At 40.7% G+C, this 18,252-nt stretch carries 14 protein-coding genes; all 14 read left to right on the forward strand.

Annotated elements, in window-relative coordinates; genetic code table 11:
• Complete coding sequence (locus BM176_RS13495) at positions 1-417, forward strand: DUF6691 family protein (protein WP_090103797.1); 417 nt, start codon at positions 1-3, stop codon at positions 415-417.
• Positions 418-428: 11 nt separating this feature from the next.
• Entirely contained in the window at positions 429-1,751 is a 1,323-nt protein-coding gene (locus BM176_RS13500; protein ID WP_090103799.1) for an MBL fold metallo-hydrolase, read from the forward strand.
• Positions 1,752-1,909: 158 nt separating this feature from the next.
• Positions 1,910-2,509: a hypothetical protein gene (locus BM176_RS13505; protein ID WP_090103801.1), complete on the forward strand. Its 600-nt coding sequence runs from the start codon at positions 1,910-1,912 to the stop codon at positions 2,507-2,509.
• A gap of 187 nt (positions 2,510-2,696) precedes the next feature.
• Positions 2,697-4,226, forward strand: a complete 1,530-nt coding sequence (locus tag BM176_RS13510) for an ATP-binding protein (RefSeq protein WP_090103803.1) — start codon at positions 2,697-2,699, stop codon at positions 4,224-4,226.
• Positions 4,227-4,490: 264 nt separating this feature from the next.
• Positions 4,491-6,236: an ATP-binding response regulator gene (locus tag BM176_RS13515; RefSeq protein WP_090103805.1), complete on the forward strand. Its 1,746-nt coding sequence runs from the start codon at positions 4,491-4,493 to the stop codon at positions 6,234-6,236.
• Positions 6,237-6,301: 65 nt separating this feature from the next.
• A complete protein-coding gene (locus BM176_RS13520; protein ID WP_090103807.1) occupies positions 6,302-7,243 on the forward strand; it encodes a UbiA family prenyltransferase in 942 nt (313 codons plus the stop codon).
• Between the two features lie 121 nt (positions 7,244-7,364).
• Positions 7,365-8,420, forward strand: coding sequence for an L-rhamnose/proton symporter RhaT (gene rhaT, locus BM176_RS13525; RefSeq protein ID WP_090103809.1), 1,056 nt, complete (start codon positions 7,365-7,367; stop codon positions 8,418-8,420).
• A 20-nt stretch (positions 8,421-8,440) separates the two neighbouring features.
• Positions 8,441-10,558 (forward strand): bifunctional aldolase/short-chain dehydrogenase, encoded by a 2,118-nt coding sequence (locus tag BM176_RS13530; RefSeq protein WP_090103811.1) that lies wholly within the window; start codon positions 8,441-8,443, stop codon positions 10,556-10,558.
• Between the two features lie 361 nt (positions 10,559-10,919).
• Complete coding sequence (locus BM176_RS13535; protein WP_090103813.1) at positions 10,920-12,194, forward strand: sugar isomerase; 1,275 nt, start codon at positions 10,920-10,922, stop codon at positions 12,192-12,194.
• Positions 12,195-12,217: 23 nt separating this feature from the next.
• The gene (locus tag BM176_RS13540) at positions 12,218-13,576 is read left to right on the forward strand and encodes an FGGY-family carbohydrate kinase (RefSeq protein ID WP_090103815.1); all 1,359 of its coding nucleotides are present in this window, start codon (positions 12,218-12,220) and stop codon (positions 13,574-13,576) included.
• Positions 13,577-14,317: a (Fe-S)-binding protein gene (locus BM176_RS13545; RefSeq protein WP_090103817.1), complete on the forward strand. Its 741-nt coding sequence runs from the start codon at positions 13,577-13,579 to the stop codon at positions 14,315-14,317.
• Between the two features lie 6 nt (positions 14,318-14,323).
• On the forward strand, positions 14,324-15,700 hold the full coding sequence (locus BM176_RS13550; RefSeq protein ID WP_090103819.1) for a lactate utilization protein B: 1,377 nt from the start codon (positions 14,324-14,326) through the stop codon (positions 15,698-15,700).
• 155 nt (positions 15,701-15,855) lie between these two features.
• Positions 15,856-17,163, forward strand: coding sequence for an AAA family ATPase (locus tag BM176_RS13555; protein WP_090103821.1), 1,308 nt, complete (start codon positions 15,856-15,858; stop codon positions 17,161-17,163).
• 3 nt (positions 17,164-17,166) lie between these two features.
• Entirely contained in the window at positions 17,167-17,820 is a 654-nt protein-coding gene (locus BM176_RS13560) for an RloB family protein (RefSeq protein ID WP_090103823.1), read from the forward strand.
• Positions 17,821-18,252: the final 432 nt, after the last annotated feature.

The following is an 18,252-nucleotide window of genomic DNA, read 5'->3' on the forward strand; positions in this document are numbered from 1 at the left end:
ATGTTAAAGCAGAATATAAAATATGCAATTGTAGGTACCTTGTTCGGGATTGTGTTCGTTAAAGCGGAAGTTGTCAGCTGGTTCCGGATCCAGGAAATGTTCAAGATGGAATCCTTTCATATGTACGGCATTATAGGGAGTGCAGTGATCGTTGGGATGATTTCAGTATGGCTCATCAGGAAATTCGATATTAAAACTATGGATGGTGAAACTGTTCAGTTTCATCCGAAAACATTCAACAAAGGGCAGATATACGGCGGGCTGATGTTCGGTTTAGGCTGGGCGATAACAGGTGCCTGTCCTGGTCCCTTATTTGCCCAGATAGGCACGGGTGCAACAGTGATTATCGTCACACTTATCAGCGCAATTGCCGGCACATGGTTTTATGGAAAGTTCAGAGAAAAATTACCACATTAATATAAAGAAAGATGAAGATTCAACAATTCGAAGATAAAGGACTGGCACATTATTCATACGCAGTATTAAGTGGATCACAGATCGCATTGATAGATCCTTCAAGAGATATTACGCCTTACCTGAAATATGCAGAAGAGCAGGCCGCAAAGATCATCGCTATTATAGAAACACATCCGCATGCTGATTTTGTGAGCGGACATTTTGAACTGCATCGCACTACTGGGGCTGCTTTGTATTGCTCTGCATTACAGGAAGCCAGTTATCCTCATCATACATTTGATGAAGGCGATGAAATCATAATAGGGGCCGTAAAGCTAAAATCATTGAATACACCCGGACATTCACCGGACAGCATCAGTATTGTAGTAGAACAGGATGGGAAAGACAAAGCTGTATTTACAGGAGATACTTTATTCATAGGTGATTGCGGTCGTCCGGACCTTCGGGAAAATACCGGAAAGGCTAGTGCCAAAAGAGAAGATCTGGCTAAACAGATGTATTATTCTTTGCGTGAAAAGCTAATGTTGCTGGATGATAATGTGATTGTTTATCCCGCTCATGGCGCAGGTACGCTTTGTGGTAAGGCATTAAGTGAAGCATCCAGCAGCACGATAGGCGAAGAAACATATAGTAACTGGAGCTTACAGCAAATGAGTGAAGCGGAATTTGTACGTGAGTTAATCTCCGAACAACCTTTTGTCCCTATGTATTTTCCATATGATGTAGGGGTAAATAAAAGTGGAGCGGAAAATCAGGCTGATTCTTTAGCTAAAATTGTGATTGGTAATCCGGAAGATGAAAAGATCCCTGTAATAGATACGCGGTCAGCAGTAGCGTTTAAAGAAGGACATCTGCCCGGAGCTATTAATTTACAGGATGGAGGTAAATTTGAAACATGGTTAGGCAGCATTATTGCCCCTGGAGAAGCGTTCTATTTACTGGCTGAAAATGAGGCAGCATTACAGTCTGTAATAAAAAAGACTGCTAAGATAGGATATGAAGGATTTATCAAAAAAGCTTTTACCGGTGCAGCAGGCCATACATCCATGACACCATTGGATCTGGATAACTTCAAAACACATCAGGACCATTATACAATTGTTGATATCCGGAACCCTGCTGAAGTAAAAGCACATCCTATTTTCCCGGATGCTCTGCACATTCCTTTATATGAACTGAGAGAAAGAGCCGGAGAGATCCCGGTAGATAAGCCCGTTGTGGTACATTGCGCAGGCGGTTACCGCAGTGCAGCCGGCAGTAGTATTGTGGATGGAGTATTACATGGCCGGGCGAAGGTATATGATCTGGGAGAAGTTGTTCAATCGTTTTCGTAATACCTGATTCTGAAGGATGTAACCTTCATCGGGATTCTTTAGAGTATCAAATACGTTGATTTTGAGAGAGATAAGAGGAGTATCTTCATTGGGATCCCTTCAGTGCACACTTGATCAATTTTTTTCATATTTTTGTAAGAACTAATAGAACCTATCCTATGAAGAAATTCCTCCTGCCTGTCATGGTAGTTGTTGCATTGGCTTTTGCATCCTGCTCAAAAGATGCCGCATTAGAAGGCGATAAAAACAATAATGGTGGTGACTCAACAGGTACCGAGAACCCTGCAGTTGGCGTAGACAGTGTTGTTACCTTTACCAATGTAAAAATTGGATTAGCACCGGGAGATCAAACTTATGGTCGTGTATTTTCTTCAGTAACCGGCCTGGTATACCTGGATGATGCTATTCCGGATTCAGTAGGTAAGTATATCAATCTGGCTTTCCACTATCAGGCATCATTTTCCATGTTCTTTTCCAGTGCAGATCCGAATGCATTTGACATAACCATACCTGGTGTGACTAAAACGAATGTCCGTAACTATGTTGATTCATCATTCAAAGTAACTTCTTTTGATACGCTAACACATGCATCAACGTTGAAAAAGCTGACTGTAACGAATGATAATGAAACAATTGATGCTGCAGACCTGCCACTGGCTGTATTCTTCAAGAATAGCGACGGTAAGATCGGGATTATCAAGGTGAAATCCCTGTTCGATAATTATGTGCTGGTAGATGTAAAAGTAGAGTACAAATAATTATTATAATTAATACAGTCAGGGGCTGACTTCTATATTGAAAAATCGGCCCTGGGATTCATATAAAAAGAGGGTGCACTTCAATTTGCACCCTCTTTTTATGTTAATACCTGATAGAGATTTAATCATACTGATTCTCAGGATATAGCACAGTATTTGTGCTGAATTTTATTTTATCTTTGTTAGCATGCGTAAGTATCCAATAGGTTTACAGGATTTCGGGGAAATAAGGAAAGGGGGGTTTTTATATGTAGATAAGACCCCACTAATCTATAGGCTAATAGAATCTGGGAAGTATTATTTTCTCAGTCGTCCCAGACGTTTCGGTAAATCCCTGTTGTTATCAACCATAAAGGAAATTTTCAGCGGCAACAAAAAACTGTTTGAAGGGCTTTGGATACATGATCAATGGAATTGGGAGCAGATACACCCGGTGATACATTTACGATTTAGTAAGCTCGATTACCAGAAATTAGGATTGTATGAGGCGCTCAATATGGAAATGGGTATTGTAGCAAAAGAGTTCGGCATAGAACTGGAATCCAGTCATTTAAAAGGAAGGTTTGCAGAATTAATCCGTAAAGCTTCAGCCAATGGCGCGGTGGTGATCCTGATTGATGAATATGATAAACCTATTACAGATTATCTGGAAGATCTGGAGAAAGTGGAGGAGAACCGCTCTGTATTTAAGAGTTTTTATTCTGTATTAAAGGATTCTGATGAATATATTCGTTTGCTGTTGCTCACTGGGGTAAGCAGGTTTTCCAAAGTGAGTATATTCTCTGATCTGAATAACCTGTATGATATTACGCTTAATCCCCATTATGCTGCACTTGTAGGTATTACCCAGCAAGAACTTGAATCTGATTTTGCCGAAGAAATAAGTGTTCTTCAGCAAAGTCAGCCGAATGTTTTGCAGAAATTAAAGGAATGGTATAATGGATATTCCTGGGATGGCATTACAAAAGTGTATAACCCATTCTCATTGCTTAGTTATATGGGTTCCGGACGGCTTCAGAATTTTTGGTTTCAAACGGGTACACCAACGTGGTTGGTGAATCTGATGAAACATAACCTTGAGTTTGATTTGGATAATGTATTAATTGGAGAAAATGCCATAAGTAGCTTTAATGTGGAGCATATTGCTCCGGTGCCGGTTTTGTTTCAGACGGGTTACCTGACCATTAAGGCTTATGATCCTGAATCAAGGCTATATGAGCTGGGATATCCGAATAAGGAGGTGGAAGAAAGCCTTACAGATGCGTTGTTGAGTGCTTACAGGAATATATTTCCGGGTCATGACTCGATGTCGGTTACATATGATTTGAACAAGGCGTTGAAAAATAATGATATGCCTCAAATGATAAAAGCGCTGGATACACTTTTATCGACCATTCCTTATGATCATTGGAAGGCAGAAAGCGAATCTATCTTTCATATTATTGTACATCTTTCTTTTAAGCGCTTAGGTATTGACGTACGCAGCGAAGTACATAGCTCTACCGGCCGATGTGATATATTAGTATTTACTGATAAATACATTTTTGCATTAGAGCTGAAGCTGAATGGCACTGCCCAGGCGGCCCTTGATCAGATTTTTGAGAAGGGATATTTGCGTTCGTATCAATCAGATTCCAGAAAGAAAATAGGGATAGGTATTAATTTCTCTTCTGAGAAACGATCTGTAGAAGAATTCCTGGTTAAAGAGGTGGAATAAAATATATGAAGGGGAGGCTTCCCTCTATTTAGTTTCAGCACCTGCTGAACAAGAGTTATTACTTAGAAGTCACTTTAAATTCGGGACAACCAATTTTATCAATCCAGGGGGCAGTAATCTGAAAGCGGGGATCAAAGTCGTAATGCTATAAATAAAATGTTGTTAACCTCCCATTAACAAACCGGGGAGAGAAAAAGTATAATTTACTTTATAATGAGGAATGTATGATTATCAGGTTTGGCCCTAATACCCTCAAATAATTATATGAAAATTACAGGAAACATTTTCGGCATTACCCTCAAGTCTATAATTAGCAGAATAATAAATGCAGGGACTCCAGGTCTTGATGAGAATGAGAAGCAGGCGGTGATTAGTATTAATTTCACTTCTGCAGTTACAGGATTAATGGTATTTGTGTTTGGTGGTATTATATATGCTATGATGCCTCTGACTAAAATATTAATTCCCGTTATATTTGAAGGCAGCAGTTTTTTTGCAGTAGTATATCTGAACGGACTGGGTAAATACCAGCAAGCCAGAATGGGAGTTTATCTTATTCATTGTTTCAGTGCGGTATATTTTGGTGCAATATTGGGCGAAACTATTCCCGTTGAGTTAATTGCTGCATTTCTGTTTATTTTCTTAATAGGATCTGCTTGTTTGGTTTATAGGGAGAAGAAATCCAGAGCAGTATTTATAAGTGCAACAATTATTCTATGGCTGATTGTTTATCTAAATCATTTTTTTCAGGTTATTACGCCCATTCATTTTTCTGAAACTGCCCTTCCTGTGATTTCTCATTTATGTTGCGGGGGGATGGTGATACTAATGTCTATTATAACATTTTCATACATAAAGCAGAACGATAAATTATTTGCAGATGTAGAGAAAGCAAATACCCATAAAACTAATTTTCTCTGGGAAACATCGCATGAGATAAGAACTCCGCTCAATGGGATTATAGGGATTGCCCAGATCCTGCAATCAAGAAAATCCCTCTTTCTTCAATTAGAGGAAGGTTCTGAAATCATGAAAGAAATTGATGATTTAAATGTTGCGGGTAAAACAACGATAGATATTATAAATAACGTGTTAGACCTGGCAAAGATTCAAGCCGGGAAGTTTGACGAGATCAGAAAGACATCTTTCGATATTAAGGATCTTATTCAAACCTGTATAAGCGTTAATAGTATTATTGCCCGCAGAGTAGGAGCAGATATTATCTTAATAGCAGATGAAGAAATACCCATTATGAGGGGTGATGAAATATTTCTGCTAAAAATCATCAACAATCTTTTATCTAATGCTATAAAATTCACAGCACCTAAAAGTCAGGTTCGTTTTACGCTGGAGTATACCCACGAAGGATATATTGTAATGCATTTCAGAAACTCAAGCTTTTTGTCGGAAGAGAAGGCAGCACAAATATTTGACGAATATCAATGTGAAAGAAATGCTTTCGTTGAAGGTACGGGATTGGGTTTATACATAACTAAAAAGCTGGTTACAATGTTAGGCGGAGAGATATCCGTTGAGACTGAGAGAGAACATACTACTTTTTCAGTAATGATACCTTTTGAACCTGGCGATTATATTCCTTCCAAAGATGAAATACATGATAGGGAGAATGTGGCAGGAAAGAAGATACTTGTAATTGAAGATGATCTGATGAGCCAGATGATTTTAGCGAAATTTTTGCTTAATGAACATGCTGAAGTGAAAAGTTGTGGTAGTGTAGAAGAGGGATTGGAAATACTTAAAGAGTATGTGCCGGATGTTATTATTTCTGACAGGCATTTGCCTAAAATGAGCGGGAAAGAGTTAATTGTTTGGTTGAAAGATCATTTCATTGATATTCCTGTTATCATTGCTTCAGGAGATTGTTCAAAGAATGCAATGGATGAAATGGAGCAGGTAGGAGCTGCTGCATATATAATAAAGCCTATTCAGCATAAGAATCTATATAAGATATTAAACCAATGTCTTAAAAAAGACATATCTCTCTCTTAAGAGAGGTTAGGGCATTGTTTAGATTTATCCCTCTTTTATTTGTCCAATTTCTCCTTATTTTTGGAATGAGGAGATTTTATCTCATGCGTCCGCTATACTGTAAATTAACATTCAGGGCAATAATCAGGGAACTGCGTATTGCATGGGGATTTATTAATAATGATATCTGGGATACAATTATGCCTTCATTATTAATATTTATTACCTCCTGTATTTTTAATGGCAGATCATGGAAAGATTTGATGATCCCCATCCTCATTTCTCTTACTTATGCTGTACTATATATCTACACCTTTTGCATCTCTAATCAGATAGATGGAATTGAGGAAGACCGGATCAATAAGCCATATAGGCCTCTTGTTACGGGCTTCGTAACCATGAAAGAAACTTTCACCAGAATGTATGCATACAATTTCGTTTATCTTGTTTATGCATTATTCCTGGGCTTATTCTGGTATTCGTTAGCCTGGACTATTATTTCCTATTATTTAAATTTAGGAGGATGGAGTAATCACTGGATTTCCAAAAATCTTGTTGGAATGACATTAGGCACATTTATATTGTTTAATGTTCAATGGCAAATTGCATTACAACCAGAGCAGGTAATTAGTTACAGAACACAGGCATATTTTGCAATGATGAGCATATGGGCCGGATTTGCCTTGCCAATACAAGATCTGAGAGATGTGGCCGGTGATCTAAAAGGAGGAAGGAAAACATTGCCCATTGCCGTAGGAGACCGGAAAGCCCGAATCATATTAAGTATCCATTACTTCCTGTTTTTACCCGCCATCTTTTTATGTGCAATGCTGACTATGGTTCCATTAAAAGAGGTTATATCAAAGCCATTAAACATTAGCATCTTTATAATACAGATGATAGTACATTGGCTTGTTGCATACCGCTTGTTGGTTTATACCACCCCGGAAGCAGATCACCGGTCATATTTATTATACGTTTTGTTATTCTGTGCAGCTATACCAATGGTATGCGTCTTGAAAAGTTAATTCCCCAATAGGTAGGTATAGGACAGTTTCCCGCATCTCTTTAATTATTTTTGAAAGATACCCATATGTAAAGGGTAGATGTTCCACCGTTAAAGACTGATATAAAATCAATTCCACAATTATGCAAGCTATTTTAGGTGTTATTTTTCATTTTATCGGGGGATTTGCTTCTGGTAGTTTTTATATTCCTTTTAAAAAAGTTAAGAATTGGGCATGGGAGAGTTACTGGATAGTTGGAGGTTTGTTTTCCTGGCTGATAGTACCTTTCCTCGCAGCATGGATCACAGTACCGGACTTCCTTGCCATTATCAGGGATACCGACAGTTCTACTTTATTCTGGACTTACTTTATGGGTGTTTTATGGGGCATTGGCGGACTCACATTCGGACTGGCCATGCGTTACCTGGGAATGTCCCTCGGAATGTCTGTAGCATTGGGCTATACTTCCGCTTTCGGTTCCCTGATCCCGCCAATTTATCGCGACTTATTTACTAAAGACAATCCACATACTTTTTCAGCTATGCTGCACAGCGCCAGCGGACAAATGGTCCTGATCGGGGTGGTTGTCTGCCTCATTGGTATTGCTATTTGCGGAGCAGCTGGTGTAATGAAGGAACGTGAATTGTCTGATGATCAGAAGAAGGAAAGTATTAAAGAGTTTAGCCTTCGCAAAGGATTGATCGTGGCCACCATATCCGGTATACTGAGTGCCTGTTTTAACTTTGGTATAGAAGCGGGTAAACCAATGGCAGGGGTAGCTATCGAACATGGCGCCAATCCCTTGTTTCAGAATAATGTGATCTTTGTAGTCTTGTTATGGGGCGGTTTGACCACTAACCTTTTATGGTGTCTTTTACTGAATGCAAGAAATAAAACATTCAGTAATTATACCGATAAGAAAACACCGCTGTCAAATAATTATCTCTTTGCTGCACTTGCCGGAACTACCTGGTTTTTCCAGTTCTTCTTTTACGGTATGGGAGAAAGCAAACTTGGTAATGGTGCCAGCTCCTGGATCTTACACATGGCCTTCATCATCATGATCTCCAGTTTGTGGGGTATAGTCCTGCATGAATGGAGAGGTGTGAGTAAAAAGACTTTTGGCACGATCCTGCTGGGTGTACTTACCATCATGATATCGGTGCTGTTGGTGGGATATGGTAATTCTTTGAACTAATAAAATATTAAACCTGATATATGTCTGCAACAATCAATTTTAAGCATGTAAGCTATCTCTGGGATGAGGAAAAAGCCGCCGCACTGGCTGGCGATGAGGTAGCGCTGCTGATTTACCGTTCTAATCTGTTGGGGGCTGATTTAAGGCTTACCAATTATGGTGGGGGTAACACTTCCTGCAAAGTCGAATCTATAGATCCACTTACAGGAAAACAAACAGAAGTTATGTGGGTAAAAGGCTCCGGTGGTGATCTGGGAACCCTGAAACGCAGCGGACTGGCAGCATTGTACGTAGAGCGTCTCCACAGCCTGGAAAACATTTACAAGGGCATTGAGCATGAAGATGAAATGGTGGAACTGTTTAATCATTGCATCTTTGACCTTAGCTCAAAAGCACCTTCCATCGATACGCCTTTGCATGGCTTCCTGCCTTTCAAACATATAGATCACCTGCATCCGGATGCGGCTATTGCAATTGCTGCTGCAAAGGATGGTGAGCGTATTACAAAACAACTGTTTGGTGGTAAAATAGGATGGGTGCCCTGGCAGCGTCCTGGCTTTGATCTGGGTCTGCAACTGCGGCAGTGCCTGCGTGATAATCCTGGAATCAGAGGTATCATGTTAGGTTCTCATGGCTTATTTACCTGGGGAGATACTGCTTACGAAAGTTATATCAATACCCTGGAAGTGATTGAGGCTTGTGCTGCTTACCTGGAAGGTAATTATGGTAAGAAAGGACCTGCATTCGGTGGATTAAAACTCACTTCGCCTGCTTCAGAAATACGTAGAAAACAAGCTGCTTCACTGGCTCCTGTATTACGTGGACTCTGTTCCGGCCATACCCGTATGGTTGGGCATTTTACAGATGATGCGAGAGTGCTTGAATTTATCAACTCCAAAGATCTGGATCGCCTGGCACCGCTAGGAACCAGTTGCCCGGATCACTTCCTGCGTACAAAGATAAGTCCGCTGGTATTACCGCTGGATCCTACAGCTTCCCTGGATGATGCGGATGCTCTGAAAAAACAGCTGGAGCCTTTATTTGCAGCTTACCGGCAAATGTATACCGACTATTACAATACCTGTCGTCATCCGAATAGTCCTGCGCTACGGGATGCTAACCCTGTTGTGATTCTTTATCCTGGTATTGGTATGTTCACTTTCTCAAAGGATAAACAAACTGCAAGAGTAGCTGCTGAGTTTTATACCAATGCGATCAATGTGATGAAGGGTGCAGAAGCGATCTCCGAATATACTGCCTTACCAAGACAGGAAGCTTTTGATATAGAATACTGGTTGCTGGAAGAAGCGAAATTACAGCGTATGCCGAAGCCCAAGGCTTTATCAGGACGAATTGCCCTGATCACCGGAAGTGCCGGAGGTATTGGAAAAGCAATCGCTAAGAGATTTGCAGATGAAGGTGCCTGTGTGATCATCAATGATAACGATGCGAGCAGGCTGGAAGCTGCAAAAGCAGAATTTGGAAAACAATATTCAACGGACGTATTCGCAACCGCCATCCTTGATGTAACGCGTAGTGAAGATATCCGGGAAGCCTATAAAGTGGCCAGCCTTGCTTTTGGCGGGGTTGACCTGATTGTAAATTGCGCGGGTCTGTCCATCTCTAAACCTTTGGAAGCACATACTGAAAAAGATTGGGACCTGTTATACGATGTACTGGTGAAAGGTCAGTTTCTTGTAACACAGGAAGGAGTAAATATCATGCGTAAGCAGGATATGGGAGGCGATGTACTCAATATTGTGAGTAAAAATGCCTTGATGAGTGGTCCTAATAATGCGGGTTACGGTTCTGCAAAAGCGGCACAGTTGCATCTTAGCCGTCTGAATGCCGCAGAGCTGGGCACATATGGCATTCGTGTCAACGTTGTGAACCCTGATGCGGTAATTGCGGACAGTAAAATATGGGAAGGCGATTGGGCTGCTGGTCGTGCAAAAGCATATGGTATTGACATATCCGAATTACCGGCATTTTACGCAAAGCGTACCTTACTGAACCAGGTGATTTTACCAGAAGACATTGCTAATGCCTGTTTCGCCCTCACCGGCGGATTGCTAAGCAAATCCACCGGGAATGTGTTGAATGTTGATGGTGGGGTGGCCGCTGCCTTTGTAAGATAAATTAGCTGAAAAAGCTCAGTTAGATCTCTTTGTTTATAGAAAATATATGGGCCGACTAAAAGCGTTAAGAATCGAGGATATTCTTTTTAGTCGGCCCTTTATTAAATGATTTCTAAAGGAGTCAATTTATATGCTAAAAACAGAGAGCTCCTAAGGGCGCTTTTAAGTTTTTATGTTTGAAAAGGATATAGCTTCGAGAAGGTAGGCAACTTTAGTTCTTATGTTTGAAAAGAATATGGCTTTGAGAGGGTAGATAACTTTAGTTCTTATGTTTGAGAGGTTATGACTTTGAGGTGATATCTAACTTTAGTCTGCCTCATTTTAATTTTGTATTTTTCCTATAACCCACAATGATTCCGTTATGAACATAGAAAAATTCGAGGTAGCTGAATTTAATCATGACCTTCAGCAAACCCACAATAGAAACTTTAATCACATAGCAGAAAATATTAAGGAACTGCCTAACATTCTGCAAAAACTGCAGGACTTCCAGGTAGCTATTCCCAGTTGGGCGCTCGGTACCGGTGGTACCCGCTTCGGACGTTTTTCCGGTGGTGGTGAACCCCGTAATATTGAAGAGAAAATCACGGACGTTGGCTTACTGCATGCACTGAACCGCAGCAGTGGTTCCATCTCCCTGCACATTCCCTGGGATATTCCTGAAAATGCAGCAGCTATTAAAGCACTGGCGGCTCAGCATGACATACGTTTTGATGCAGTGAACTCCAATACTTTCCAGGATCAGCCGGATCAGGCACATAGTTATAAGTTTGGTTCTCTCCATCATACGGATAAGGCGGTACGAACACAGGCAATAGAACATAATATTGAAGTGATCCGTTATGGTATGGAACTAGGGTCCAATGCGCTCAGCCTCTGGCTGGCAGATGGTTCCTGCTTTCCCGGTCAGCTGAATTTCCGTGGTGCTTTCAAACGCACGCTTGAAAGTATGGAGGAAATCTATGCAGCATTACCAGGTGACTGGAAACTCTGGATCGAATACAAAGCATTTGAACCTAATTTTTACTCTACCACTATCGGAGACTGGGGCCAGTCCCTGCTCTTCGCAAATAAACTAGGCCCTAAAGCAAAAACTTTAGTAGATCTTGGACATCATCTTCCTAATGCCAATATAGAGCAGATAGTTTCTTTGCTGCTAATGGAAGGTAAGCTGGCAGGTTTCCATTTCAATGATTCCAAATATGGTGATGATGATCTGACGGTAGGCAGTATCAATCCTTATCAGCTGTTCCTGATATTCAATGAACTGGTGGAAGGAATGGATGCACGTGGAATGAATCATAACACAGACCTTGGCTGGATGATTGATGCTTCTCATAATGTGAAAGATCCGCTGGAAGATCTGTTACAATCCGTAGAAGCAATTATGATTGCTTATGCCCAGGCATTGCTGGTAGATACAAAAGCATTACAGGCCGCACAGCAGAATAATGATGCAGTTGCCGCTCAGGAAATATTGCAGCAGGCTTACAGAACGGATGTTCGTCCGCTGATAGCGCAGGCGCGCTTACTGTCTGGCGGAGTGCTGGAACCGGTATCTTTTTACCGGAAGTTTAAAGTAAGGGAGAACTTAATTAAGGAGAGAGGATTGAAAACAGTCGCCACCGGACTATAGACTCCCGTTGCAAAAAAACACCAATGAATTGTATAGCGATACTTGATATAGGTAAGACGAACAAGAAACTGTTCCTGATAGATGAACACTATAAGATAGTATGGGAGCGGGGAGAAAGTTTTCCGGAAACAACAGATGAAGATGGAGATACCTGTGAGGATGTGGCATTACTCACCCGCTGGGTGAAGGATAGTTTGCAGGAATTGACACAAATGCCCGGATATACGGTAAAAGCACTGAATTTCAGCACCTATGGAGCCAGCCTGGTATACCTTGACCGGAAAGGGCAGGTGGCCGCACCTTTGTACAATTATCTTAAACCATACCCTGCCGAAGTACAGGAACAATTTTACAGGAGCTATGGTACGCAATCACAGTTAAGTAATGAAACGGCTTCTCCGGCATTGGGAAGTTTGAATGCAGGGTTACAATTTTATCGTTTAAAGCAACTGCAACCTGAATTATTTCACAATATTCAATATGCCTTACATCTCCCGCAATACATCAGTTATCTCATTACAGGCCGGCCGCTGGCAGATATTACCAGTGTAGGATGTCATACTATGCTGTGGGATTTTGTAAAACAGCAATATCATCACTGGGTAAAGGAAGAAGGTATTACTGATAAACTACCACCGTTTTTTCCCTGTAATGAAACAATGCAGGCAGGCGATTATAAAGTTGGCGCAGGATTACATGATAGTTCTTCGGCACTTATTCCTTATCTCACAAGTTTCTCCGAACCTTTTGCACTGATCTCCACAGGAACCTGGTGTATCACTCTGAATCCGTTTAACAAACAGCCGCTTACACCGGAAGAACTGGAGCAGGATTGCCTTTGTTATCTTACTTATGAAGGAGACCCTGTGAAAGCTGCCAGGCTTTTTGCCGGCAACGAACATGAACAGCAGGTGAAGAGGCTGGCAGAATATTATCAGACACCGGTAAATTACTACCAGCAGGTTGCCTTTGACCCAGCTATATTTGCTTTGTTGCATCCGGCAGACTTCCAGCAGGAGAATCGGCCTGAATTGTTGAAGGCTTCCCGGTTTGCAAACAGGTCGCTGACAGCTTTTGCCAGTTATGAAATAGCCTATCACCGGTTGATGATGGATATTATGGAACAGCAGCAGCATTCTACAAAATTAGTTACGGCGGGTACTCCGGTGAAGCGTATTTTTGTAGACGGTGGTTTTGGCCGGAACCCGGTGTATATGCATTTACTGGCAGCTGCATTCCCTTATATGGAGGTATATGCCGCTTCAGTAGCGCAGGCCACGGCGGTAGGAGCCGCGCTGGCTATTCACCCGCACTGGAACCAACAGCCATTACCCGGCGACCTGGTAGAGATGAGGTTGTATACGCATAATAAGACGATATAGATGAAAGTAGGACTTTTCATACCATGCTACATAGATCAGTTTTACCCACAGGTGGGTATTGCCACATTGTCCCTGCTGGAGAAACTGGGTTGTGAGGTAGTATACCCGCAGGGGCAAACCTGTTGCGGGCAGCCGATGGCCAACTCTGGTTTTGAGCATTTGACAACCGGCTGTAATACGCTGTTCGTTGATCACTTCCAGGATTACGATTACATTGTTGGCCCTTCGGGTAGCTGTGTACTGCATATCAAAGAGCATTTACATGTAGATGGTAAGGAGGAAGCAGCCACACATATCCGCCATCATATTTATGAGCTGGCAGAATTTTTAACAGATGTGTTGCATGTGAAAAGTTTGCCGGCAAAATTCCCGCATAAAGTAGGCATACATCAGAGCTGTCATGGTCAGCGTGGGCTGGGGCTTGCCCAGATGAGCGAGCTGGTGGCAGCACCGTTTTCCAAGCCACAGCAGTTGTTGGAGATGGTAGAAGGACTGGAACTGGTGAATCTGAAACGTACAGATGAATGTTGCGGATTTGGCGGTACCTTTTGTGTATTTGAAGAAGCGGTATCTGTGAAGATGGGAAAAGACCGGATCACAGATCATGTGAATAACGGTGCCGAATATATTACCGGCAATGATGTAAGCTGTTTAATGCACCTTGAAGGGATTTTGCGCCGCCAGAATAGTCCGGTGAAGGTGTTACATATTGCAGAGATTCTGAACGCCTGTTACGAATAAAAGATCATGGAAGAGATTGTACATAAAGAACACGCAGAGCTGGCAGAAGCGTTTAATGCTGATGAAGCCAGAGTGGACTGGCATGATGAAACGTTGTGGTGGGTACGCCAGAAACGTGATAAGATGGCGTGGAGCATTCCTGAATGGGAAAACCTGCGGGAGGCCGCTTCGCGGATCAAACATAATGTGTTGGGTAACCTGCACGATTATCTGCTGGAATTTGAACGTAATGCACAGCAAAACGGTGCTGTAGTGCACTGGGCCGCTGACGCAGCAGAACATAACCGCATTGTACTGGGATTGCTGAAAGAACATGGAGTAAAACGCATGGTCAAAAGTAAATCCATGCTCACAGAAGAATGTCATTTGAATCCTTTCCTGGCAGATAATGGTATTGAGGTAATAGATACTGACCTGGGCGAACGTATTGTACAACTGGCAAAGGAACCGCCGAGCCATATTGTATTGCCTTGTATCCATAAAAAGAAAGAGGAAATAGGAGATCTGTTCCATATCCATTTAGGTACGCCTGCAGGCAATGCTGATCCTAAATTCCTGACAGCAGCAGCACGGCAGCACCTGCGCAAGGAATTTATCCAATCGCGTGTAGCTATTACCGGTGTTAATTTTGCCGTAGCAGAAACCGGAGAAATGGTAGTATGTACCAATGAGGGCAATGCTGATATGGGAGCTCATCTGGCAGATGTACATATAGCTTGTATGGGTGTAGAGAAAATTATTCCGCAGCGCCGGCATTTGGGAGTATTCTTAAGACTGCTGGCACGTAGTGCTACAGGACAGCCGATCACCACTTACAGCAGTCATTTCCGCAAACCTAAAGAAGGGCAGCAACTGCATATCGTATTAGTGGATAATGGTCGCAGCAGACAGTTGGGGCGTGAAGATTTCCGCAATTCGTTAAAGTGTATCCGTTGTGGTGCCTGTATGAATACCTGTCCTGTTTACAGGCGTAGCGGGGGGCATAGTTATCACAACGCTATTGCCGGACCTATAGGAGCTATACTGGCACCTAATCTGGATATGAAAGAATATAAGGATCTGCCGTTTGCATCTACCTTATGTGGTTCCTGTTCCAATGTTTGTCCGGTAAAAATAGATATACATCAGCAGTTGTATAAATGGCGGCAGGTGATTACACAGGAAGGGTATAGTGATACTTCGAAGAAAGCAGGTATGCAGATGATGAACATGGTATTATCAAAGCCTGGATTGTTCAAATTTGCAGGGAGTGCCGGCAGGTTTGTGTTGCGTGTTTTTCCTGGTATTGCGAATAACAGGCTGAACCCCTGGGCTAAACAGAGGGAAATGCCGAAAGCGCCTGCAGTATCGTTTTCGGAGTGGTATAAGAAGAATAAGAAATAATATAAGAGATAGATATTCGCCGCCTGTATTGTATAATGCAGGCGGCTTTTTTTATGGGGTTTATTGGTTAAAATGAAGAAATGTGAGTTAAATATGGGGAGAAATGTAAAAATCCAGAAGATGTTATGTATATTTGTGATAAAATCACGAATATCATGTTTGTACAGTTGTCAATTGCTAATTTCCTATCTTTTAAAGAGGAAATTACATTTAGCATGGTTTCTTCTTCATTAAAAGATAAGAAAATCGAAGAAGAGGATGTGATATTTCAACCCTTTGAGTCTGTCAGATTTAATCTGCTACGAAGTGCTGTAATATATGGTGCCAATGCAAGTGGGAAGTCTAATTTCTGTAAGGCGTTAAAGTTTATGCGTTGGTTTGTATTAAATTCTTCAACCAGCACACAGGTGGGGGAGCCAATTGATATTCTGAATTTTAAACTCAGTAGTGAAACTGAACATACTCCGTCTTATTTTGAAATCATTTTTATAAAGAATGATTTTCAATATCGGTATGGCTTTGAAGCGGATACTAAAAGAGTAGTAACTGAGTGGCTTTTTCAGAAGAAATTGAAAACGAAATCCAAGGAACTGGAAATATTCTACAGGCATGAGAATGAACCAATATCACTGCATAGTAAATTTAAGATTGGCCATGATCTGGTGATTAAGAATATGATTCGTCCTAATGCATTATTATTGTCTGTAGCAGCACAATTTAATGATCAGATTGCAAATGAGATTTTCGAATGGTTTAGAGATTTTAAGGTGTTGTCAGGTTTAACTGATGAGAATTATTTAAGCTACACAATGAACCTTTTGCAGAACGAATCATATAGACAGCGTATTATTGACTTTACTAAGTATGCCGATTTAGGTATCGATGATTTACAGATTAATGCTACGGAAACAGCAGATGAATATGCTGAAGAAGGATGGATGCTTTTTGAACCTCCTGCAAGAAAACCAACAATTGGTAAAGAAATTAATTCGCTTATAAGTATACATCAGAAATTTGATGTAAATTCAGTAGAGATTGAACCAGTTCAGTTTCATTTTAATAAAGATGAATCACATGGTACGATAAAATATTTTGGCCTGGCGGGCCCTATACTTGATACACTAGACAATGGTAAAGTTTTGGCGATCGATGAACTCGATTCGAAGTTACACCCACTATTGACAGAAAAGATCATCAGTTTGTTTAACTCGCCGGTAACCAATCCGAAGAATGCACAATTAATTTTTACTACTCATGACACAAACCTTTTAAGCACAAATCAATTTAGAAGAGACCAGATCTGGTTTACACAAAAAAACAGATACGGAGCATCAGATTTATATGCTTTATCAACCTACAAAGTACGTAATGACGCCTCCTTCGAAAAGGACTACTTACAGGGGAGGTATGGCGCCATTCCTGCCTTGAGAAATTTCGGAAAGTTATTTAATTTAAAAACTTAAGAAATGGCAAGTAGGGATATCCCTTTGAAAATTCAGCAAAGACTGGATAAAAGAAAAGAAAAAAGTATTCAACGTTTTAATAATTATCAGGAACCAAAACAAACTTTTCTGATTATTTGTGAGGGACAAAATACAGAGCCTGATTATTTTAATGGGTTTAAACTGGGATCTGCACAGGTAGAAGCAGTTGGTACCGGATTCAATACTGTTTCCCTGGTAAACAAAGCGATAGATATAAAAAAGAAATACAGCAATAAAGGGCGAAAATTTGACCAGCATTGGGTAGTATTTGATAAGGATGATTTCAGTGCGGAAGATTTCAATAATGCCATTCTTATAGCTGTTGCAAATGGTTTTAAAGTTGCATATTCCAATCAATGTTTTGAATATTGGTTTTTATTGCATTTCTCAGCACATGAAGGTCATATTAACAGGAAACGGTTTGAACAATTGCTGAATCAACATTTGGGATTTGCTTATAGTAAAGATGCCGGTATAAGTTCTCAAATGTTTAATGCCTTGTTGAATACTCAGGAAACAGCCATTGCAAATGCAGACAGGATATACCATTCTTTTGAAAAACCTCATAATCCTGCCATAGAAGAATCATCTACTACCGTATTTCAATTGGTTAATGAACTCAATAAATATCTATAGATATTTCTCAAATACTTTGATACTATTCTGGGTGATGCAGAACGCCGTGGCAGAGTAGAAACCGATCTATGCAAAAAAAAACATTAAGTAGACTATTTATATGAAATCGACTTAATTAGTCTAATCCTCATATATGAGGTAGATTATTTTCTGCATAATAAAAAGGAATTTATTTACTTAGGGATTTTTATTTCTCACTTTGATATCCTAAATTGGATATAGACATTTGCAATGAGCATAGGATTTAATCTTTTCAAATACATACCCCTTAACACCAAAAGCACAAAATCTAATTTCAAAAGCATTTACTATTCCATTTACTGAAGTAATGGTAACTCCATTTTTAAACCACCATTTTCATTGCTGAAGTAATAATCTGCATTTGACAATAAGAATTTCAATTGGGATGATAACGACCATTCCATTATCAAG

The organism is Chitinophaga sp. CF118, from assembly GCF_900112615.1.
GTDB lineage: Bacteria > Bacteroidota > Bacteroidia > Chitinophagales > Chitinophagaceae > Chitinophaga.